The organism is Kosakonia arachidis (genome assembly GCF_900116535.1).
In the GTDB taxonomy this organism is placed as follows: Bacteria; Pseudomonadota; Gammaproteobacteria; order Enterobacterales; family Enterobacteriaceae; genus Kosakonia; species Kosakonia arachidis.
Genome location: NZ_FPAU01000006.1, coordinates 235,189 through 241,328, shown reverse-complemented (window position 1 = coordinate 241,328; position 6,140 = coordinate 235,189). Strand labels below are relative to the sequence as shown.

Here is a 6,140-nt window from a genome sequence, read left to right as displayed (position 1 = left end):
TCGCTGGCCTGATGTTTCGTCATAACGTAACGCACCAGCTCACGCTTCTCAGGCACCGTCAGAGTTTTTTTGCGACAACATCCTTGAGGATCTCGTGGTCCAGACTCAGGGAAGCGTACATCTGTTTTAGCCGATGGTTTTCGTCTTCCAGCTCTTTCATCCTTTTGATATCAGAAGACTCCATGCCACCATACCGGGATTTCCAGTTATAGTTGCTGGCCTCAGAAACACCGTTTTCCCGACAGACATTCTTCACATGCCGACCCCCTTCAACTTCTTTCAGAACCCGCAGGATCTGAGATTCTGTGAAACGCGCTTTCTTCATGATGAGCCTCCATTGGTTGTGTTTTAACCAGAGAACTCTATTGTGCGGTAAGACTAAATTCAGGGGGGACTACAATCCGTCTAAAATTGTTGAGGCAACTTTATTTATTGATTCTAAAGACTCAGCCCAACTCAGGTATTGATATTCAGGGAAAAATTTAAGATCAGCTTTCCACTTTGTTCTTTTACTATCATCTTTAAATTTAACAGTAGCACTCACCGTTTCATTAGTACGGAGAATAGATCTCACTTTTTCATATATGGAATACTGACCTTGACTATTATCATTAACCAAATGATTATTGTTTGGATTCCTTTGCCGCAAAACTGTATTTGTTTGTGCTGGAGTTAAATTAAACAACTCACTAGTAGGCTCATCCTTTAAATACAAACCAGAATAATAAATATCTAACTCACCAGATTGAACATCAAAAACCCTTACCTTCCAGAAACAATTCCCTATGCCTGTTGATTCCAAGATCCATTTCAGATGTACTGAGGATTCCCGTTCATTATCGATATCAACCTCCTCGACCTTAAACTTGACTGCAAAAATAATATATTTTTTATCATTTTCTTCTAAAAATGGTGGCAGTTCTAACTTAGCCATTTCGCTATTAATATACGAAACGTTTAATGGGCTATGGGAAAGATCATTTTTTTCTGTTTTTTGGTTTGGTAAATTGACTGACGCAGTTGAATCTAATAAAAACCTAATACTATTAAGCGTCGAGGTCTTTCCACAATCATTTTCACCAATTAAAACATTGGCTTTATTTTCATTAAAATCGAAAAAAAATATCTCTACAACTTTTATAGTTAAATACCCGGAGTGAGCTAAGCAGCATTTTTATCTCCTTTGCTGTGCATGCTGATGCTGTCATCCAATGTAACGCTCAAGAACACAAAAACACAAAAACACAAAAACTTTGTTGGAATGACAAAAATGGCACTACACCGCACCCGCCTGCCACTTTCATACCAGTAAATTTTTTCAGTTTTGTTTTTCTACAAATCAGGAAGCCAGCCCGCGCCAGTGCTGGCTCTCTGGTATGAAAAACGGACTGAAAAAATTGAAACGGATTTCAGTTTCTGTACTTTCAGGACTGGCGCTAATTTTTTCAGGTGATTTTTTCAGAAGGGATTTTTAATTTTACGTCACTGTTCGGGAAGGGATAACACTGGACGCGAAAATAATAACTTGATTAAATTTAGGGAGTTAACTAAAGGATACACTGAAAAAGTTGCATCATAAATAAGCAGCACCGGGCACACGTATCACCTCCCGGTCTGCCGCCGTTAAGCCCGTGTTTTTGCCTGAAGCAGAAGTTCCAGCGCCTTATCGCGATCCTGTTCCGGCAGGGCATCAATCAGTTCTTTAACCCTTCCCTGCCCCTTAAGGGCGCTGGGGCTGATGGTGTGCGAAAAGGACACGCCCATCACAAACGTGTGCCCGCATTCAACATTGGTACAGCGACAGTAAACGTCCGCCAGCTGCGGATGCTTACGGTTGGTCTTGCGGATCGTCGCATCGGCAAGACATTCAGGACAGGTCATTTTCATTATGCGCATGCAGTTTCCTTAATTAATTGCCTGTCAGAAAAAGGGCTGACAGGACAAGTCTGTTTACCTGAGAACGTGTAACAGCAGTAACACTGGTAACACCGTTGATTTATAAAGATAAATACCGTTATCTCTGCATTTTTCCTCGAGGTAACGTGTGGTAACACCCGGTTTTTGTTACCACTGTTACCACTCCCACTCCTGTTTTTTAACTGGTAACACCCACAGATCTTGTGGCGTCTGGCTGTTACCTCTGTTGTCCTCACGAATGACGGCGAAACTGACCAGTGATGCGTTACAGATGGCGCTCTGGCGATGTAAACGCCCGAAAAACGTTATCATTCACACGGATTGCGGCGGGCAATACTCATTGGTGAAGCGGCATAGTCTGCACGGCAGCATGAGCGCGAGAGGTTGTTGCTACGATAATGCGCGGAAAGCTTCTTCCACTCACTGAAAGTGGAATATATCCACGGGGAGCATTTTACCAGACGTGAAATTATGCGGACGACGGTATTTAATTATATCGGGTGTGATGACAATCGGTGGCGTCGTCACAGTGCCTGTGGTGGTCTCAGCCCGGAACAACTTGAAAACGAAAACCTCGCTTAGGGTTATGTCCACATTACGTGGGTAGGGTCAAAACCGGAGGGACTACATATGATTTTAGATTTTCGTGTTGCCTTTGCTTTTTTAGAAAATTAAATCACTATTCCTGAATAATCATAGGGTAGCAATAAAAACCGATTAGGTTAATAGATGCCATATATTATCAATAAAAGGTATTAAATGCGCACCTCATTACGCATACCTTCTCGTAGAAATATTTACTAACAAATCAAATTAAGATGATATAAACTCCAACCCCCTCATGCCAATTAGTCTCTGTTTATGGTTTGTTTAGACTTCATTTGATTTAATTGGCTCCGTTTTGATACTCAACCGAGGCTGTATGAAAAATAAATTATCTTTTTTTGTAATAATTGGCGTTGTTTTTTCTCTTGTTGGCTGTTCAAGCGATTATATCATTTCAACCAATGATGGACATATGATGACAACCCACGGGAAACCGGTAATAGACAAAGACACTGGTTTGATATCCTATAAAGACCAGGATGGAAGCATACACCAGATCCATAAAAATGATGTCCGGGAAATAGTCGAGAAGTAGATTGAATTAACTAGGGTTAATATTAAAGCCATTCATGGACATCAAGTTAAGGTTATTAGATTAACTTTGTTTAAAAAGGATATATATGAGAAATTCAAAAATTGCCATTCTATTCTCGCTTATGGTGACATCAATTTCAGCAAGCGCAATGGGATTTACTGTAGAACAAGGCAAGACTTTTACGAATCTCAATATGGAAATAGGGAAAACCTCATCGGGTGTTTATCTTGAAAGCAACTGGCTAAAAAATACGAAAAATGGTTCACAAATAGGCGGCGCTGGTTTAGGTTATAACCTTGAATTTGGGCCCATTATGATAAATGCAGGTACAAAGGCAACTTACCTTGGTCCCAAAAAAGGTGATAATGGAATTGCTTTTCCTGTCGGTGGGGGTATTACCATAGCGTTTACAGATACTCTTAACATTTATGGCGAAGGATACTCAGCACCGAAAGGGCTTACTAACAGTGTTAAAAATTATGTTGAAGCGAATGGTGGCATTAGCTGGACGCCATTTACGCCCCTGACACTTAAGTTGGGCTATCGACACGCTAGCGTGGATGGTAAAGATGGACGCCCAGGTCATACTATAATTGATGGCCCTTATTTTGGCGGCGGATTGACCTTTTGATATAAATTATTCATCATCCAAATGCTACCATTTGACGGTAGCATTTGAAGAATTTTTTATAATTTATAAATTGTATTCCCTTCTCCTTTTTTTGATAATATTTTAATTTTGGCTAATCGCTACGGATAGCCCAGACACGTCCGTGCCGTTGATAGTATTAGTCTTCATATTCTGTCGGTGACATCTTGTCGCCCGAACCATGCCAGCGCTGGCATGGTTCGGGCGATAAAATATCATCTGAGTGAATATGCAAACCGATATTATCAACGAGCAGAATATATCCGAAACACCCGTGAGGATTCATATCCTACCCTCTGACCTTCTTATTTTAACGACATAATAAAACTCACCTTTTATTGCCCGACCAGTCGGTATCATGAATCATTATCAGACAGGTTACTGGGCAAAATAAATAACAGAACAAATAACATCACTCCTTAAGAAGAAACTTCTATCCATAAAACCGGCATTTACACATGGAATAATTGTAGGCGTTATTATTCTGGCAATCGAATGAAAGCTAAACATATACCCAACGAGCTTAAGTAAGAGTGTTACATTATTGGGTTTATTTTGTTTGTTTTTTTATATTTCATCTGCTTTTACACGCTTTCCTGTAGTCATCATTTTGTGCAAAAAAAATAACTCAACTGACTGAAATTAAATAATGTTTCACCAAAAAAAAGCCAGCATGATTGATCGGTATTACCGATAAACCATGCCATCTTAATAGGTTTTAACGTTTCTTATGTCAGTATTGATCGTTATTGACAATCAATATCGCATATGGATAATGGCCCTGCGTTATATTTATCAGCTGCAATTAAACCGCTGATGAATTTCAACTACTCAGTACTCAGTTAATGACGCATTATTTTTGCAGTGAAACGCCACCGGTGTTTTCATCGACGCAAGGTTTATAAAAATTATAACTGCGACAGTGCGGATTGTTATTTCAACTGAATCAGGATGTCCGGAAACGGCCGTTTCATTATTCACTATACGGACTTACACGCGTCCGTATTTTCTTCTCCCGGAGGGAGTTCTGTATTGGTGATACGATGAGTCATTTTAAATTACAGTTTATTTTTGCACTTTTTTTCCTTTCAGCCCTGTCAACGATAACAACCGCATATGCCACGCCGGTTATTGGCATCGGCAGCATGTACGACGTACTGATTCCAGAGATGCAGAGTATGTCCAAGCGGATTTATAATACAGGGGATTCGACAGCATTTGTTCGCGTCGAGCTTATTGAAATTAACCCGAATAATAAAAACGGTGCCAAAGAAGTGCCGCAAAAAGAACTATCGGGCACATCACCTGAGCGCAACCGGCTTATTGTCACGCCCCAGCGACTTATTATTCCGCCTTCCGGGTTTCAGGCCGTTCGTATTCTGTGGCCAGGAGAGCGTGTGCATGAACGGTATTTTCGCGTCAGATTCACGCCGGTAATGCCTGAGACAGGTGACGGCTTTGGCCTCGATAAAATGGCAATGAATGAATATCGCAAAAACACCCTGCATGCCGGGCTTAATGTGCTTACTGGCTACGGTACGATAGTGATCGTACAACCCGAAAAACCGCAGTTTAACACCGTTATCAACAATGCCAGTGCTGCAGGTGTAACAGTAAAAAATAACGGTAATGCCACTGTGTCGCTGGATAATATCCGACAATGTAAAACCGCGAATACCGACTGTGGGGCCGTCACGCGCGAATTTATTCTCCCCGGAAGAACATATACCGTGGAAAAAAGAGCCGGATATAAAACAAATTTCACCCTTATTGAGGGGAATAGCAAGCGGGTGTTGAGCTATTAACACCCGTAAAACCGGTTAAGTGGGGTTACTTAACCATTTATGGAATAGGTTTAAACCTTAGGGAATCGAGTAATATGAAACGTAACTTTTCAGTTCTGAATAACTCTCTTACTGCTGCCGTGTTTTCCTGTGCCATTCTCGGCAGCGTTGCCGCGCACGCTGCAGACAGCCAGAGTTATACCATCAACCTGACAGCCACTGTACCCTCTGATGCTTTCCAGGTGATCCCTGTCGATGCCGGCTGGATTAATCAGACACAGGACATGGGGTTCGACATTGCGACCAGTAAGCTTAACGTCCTTGAGAAACTGTTCCAGTACAAAAATACGTCTGGTGGTATTCAGGCAACCCTGACCGGGAATCTGAACTCTGACGGCCAACCACAGCTATCCAACGGGACGGATGTCATTCCACTGGCCGTCACATTTAATGGTGTCGCCCTGAGCAAAACGGCTGCCACTGTTGTCACCAAAGATGATGCCAAAATAGGTGGTCGTACTGCGCTAAAAATTTCTCAGGCTAATGATGATGCTCTTGATGTGAGTGGTTCATTCACTGGTTCTGTGGCAATGGTTTTTGAACCCGCTGTCGAGACTCCCGATCCTTAATCGAAAAAATGTGAGTGACA

General features: G+C 41.6%; 6 protein-coding genes and 2 pseudogenes. 5 read left to right on the top strand and 3 right to left on the bottom strand.

What is annotated here, in order from left to right; translation table 11 throughout:
* The 3 genes and pseudogenes from BM427_RS20470 to BM427_RS20460 all read right to left on the bottom strand — a co-directional run.
* Positions 1-325, bottom strand: a pseudogene (locus BM427_RS20470) (transposase); the annotation flags it as partial.
* 69 nt (positions 326-394) lie between these two features.
* Complete coding sequence (locus BM427_RS20465; protein ID WP_090125005.1) at positions 395-934, bottom strand: hypothetical protein; 540 nt, start codon at positions 932-934, stop codon at positions 395-397.
* 689 nt (positions 935-1,623) lie between these two features.
* Positions 1,624-1,896 (bottom strand): Ogr/Delta-like zinc finger protein, encoded by a 273-nt coding sequence (locus tag BM427_RS20460; RefSeq protein ID WP_090125002.1) that lies wholly within the window; start codon positions 1,894-1,896, stop codon positions 1,624-1,626.
* A 247-nt stretch (positions 1,897-2,143) separates the two neighbouring features.
* On the opposite strand from BM427_RS20460, the pseudogene BM427_RS20455 reads away from it, so the two are divergent.
* The 5 genes and pseudogenes from BM427_RS20455 to BM427_RS20435 form a co-directional block, all read left to right on the top strand.
* Positions 2,144-2,499, top strand: a pseudogene (locus BM427_RS20455) (IS3 family transposase); the annotation flags it as partial.
* A gap of 340 nt (positions 2,500-2,839) precedes the next feature.
* Entirely contained in the window at positions 2,840-3,058 is a 219-nt protein-coding gene (locus BM427_RS20450) for a YgdI/YgdR family lipoprotein (protein WP_090124999.1), read from the top strand.
* An 85-nt stretch (positions 3,059-3,143) separates the two neighbouring features.
* A complete protein-coding gene (locus tag BM427_RS20445) occupies positions 3,144-3,689 on the top strand; it encodes a YfaZ family outer membrane protein (RefSeq protein WP_090124996.1) in 546 nt (181 codons plus the stop codon).
* Between the two features lie 1,061 nt (positions 3,690-4,750).
* A complete protein-coding gene (locus BM427_RS20440) occupies positions 4,751-5,512 on the top strand; it encodes a hypothetical protein (RefSeq protein WP_090124993.1) in 762 nt (253 codons plus the stop codon).
* A 74-nt stretch (positions 5,513-5,586) separates the two neighbouring features.
* Positions 5,587-6,120 carry a CS1 type fimbrial major subunit gene (locus BM427_RS20435; protein ID WP_090124990.1) on the top strand — a complete coding sequence of 178 codons (534 nt, stop codon included), beginning with the start codon at positions 5,587-5,589 and terminating at the stop codon, positions 6,118-6,120.
* Positions 6,121-6,140: the final 20 nt, after the last annotated feature.

Bases quoted from the DNA above. Each gene is read 5' to 3' on its own strand.
- BM427_RS20440 (WP_090124993.1), top strand. From the start codon at position 4,751: ATGAGTCATTTTAAATTACAGTTTATTTTTGCACTTTTTTTCCTTTCA.
- BM427_RS20435 (WP_090124990.1), top strand. From the start codon at position 5,587: ATGAAACGTAACTTTTCAGTTCTGAATAACTCTCTTACTGCTGCCGTG.
- BM427_RS20465 (WP_090125005.1), bottom strand. From the start codon at position 934: ATGGCTAAGTTAGAACTGCCACCATTTTTAGAAGAAAATGATAAAAAA.
- BM427_RS20450 (WP_090124999.1), top strand. From the start codon at position 2,840: ATGAAAAATAAATTATCTTTTTTTGTAATAATTGGCGTTGTTTTTTCT.
- BM427_RS20460 (WP_090125002.1), bottom strand. From the start codon at position 1,896: ATGCGCATAATGAAAATGACCTGTCCTGAATGTCTTGCCGATGCGACG.
- BM427_RS20445 (WP_090124996.1), top strand. From the start codon at position 3,144: ATGAGAAATTCAAAAATTGCCATTCTATTCTCGCTTATGGTGACATCA.